An 853-nucleotide genomic window follows, 5' to 3' on the forward strand; every position below is an offset into this window, starting at 1 on the left:
TAGGTCCTGTTGACAAAGTTGCGTAGCCATAGACGCGCAGCAGCCAAGTTTAGGAAAGAGGCGAAAGGTACGCAGGTTTTATCGTATCGAGTAGCAATCCTACGGAACTGCTTGAGCTTATTAAACATGCGCTCAATGCGGTTTCTGTCTTTGTAGGCCCGAAAATCGCAAGATATCGGATCCTTTCGGTTCGCCTTCGGCGGAATGACGGGACTGATACCTGCAAACAGCAAGCTTTGGCGAACGGCATCGCCATCGTATCCCTTATCCGCCAAAAACAGCAGGGGCTTGCGCACAGGCATGTCCAAAAGGGCGGTAACAGCGCTATAATCTGACGCTTCGCCGCCTGTCAGGACAAAACCGAGAGGGCGTACCTGACCGTCTGTTCGGGCATGGATTTTCGTCGTAAAGCCGCCGCGTGATCGACCAAAAGCCTCCTTATGAGTCCCCCTTTAGCGCCTGCGGCCTGACTATGGCAGCGCACTGTGGTGCTGTCGATCATATGTTGCCAGTCGTCGCTAAGCCCAAGTTCCACCAGTGTTTCAAGCAGCCGGTCCCAAACACCTTGCTCCGCCCAACGGCAAAACCGGACATAGACGGAGTTCCACTTTCCGTAGCGCTCATGCATGTCCCGCCACGGGCAGCCAACGCGAAGGACATACAACATGCCGTTCAAAAAACGGCGGTTGTCTTGTGCAGGACGAGATTTTCGGCCCCGCTCTGAAGGAAGCAGAGCTTCGATCAATTCCCATTCGCTGTCCGTTAAATCGCCACGTGCCAAAACTGCCTCCTAAAAGACAGTCTTGAATCATAAAGCAGATGATTTTGGAATACACTTTGTCAACAGAACCTA

At 52.8% G+C, this 853-nt stretch carries 1 protein-coding gene; it reads right to left on the reverse strand.

Annotated elements, in window-relative coordinates; all coding sequences use genetic code 11:
* Nucleotides 1-781 (reverse strand): IS5 family transposase gene (locus tag PsAD37_RS28145; protein ID WP_153039798.1). Its coding sequence is split into 2 segments (ribosomal slippage), with 782 coding nucleotides annotated over them: nt 1-451 and nt 451-781; the frame shifts between segments, so codons are not numbered across the junction. This gene is flagged as partial in the annotation.
* Between the last annotated feature and the right edge of the window lie 72 nt (nt 782-853).

Origin of the sequence: Pseudovibrio sp. Ad37, assembly GCF_001623075.1 — a bacterium.
GTDB lineage: Bacteria > Pseudomonadota > Alphaproteobacteria > Rhizobiales > Stappiaceae > Pseudovibrio.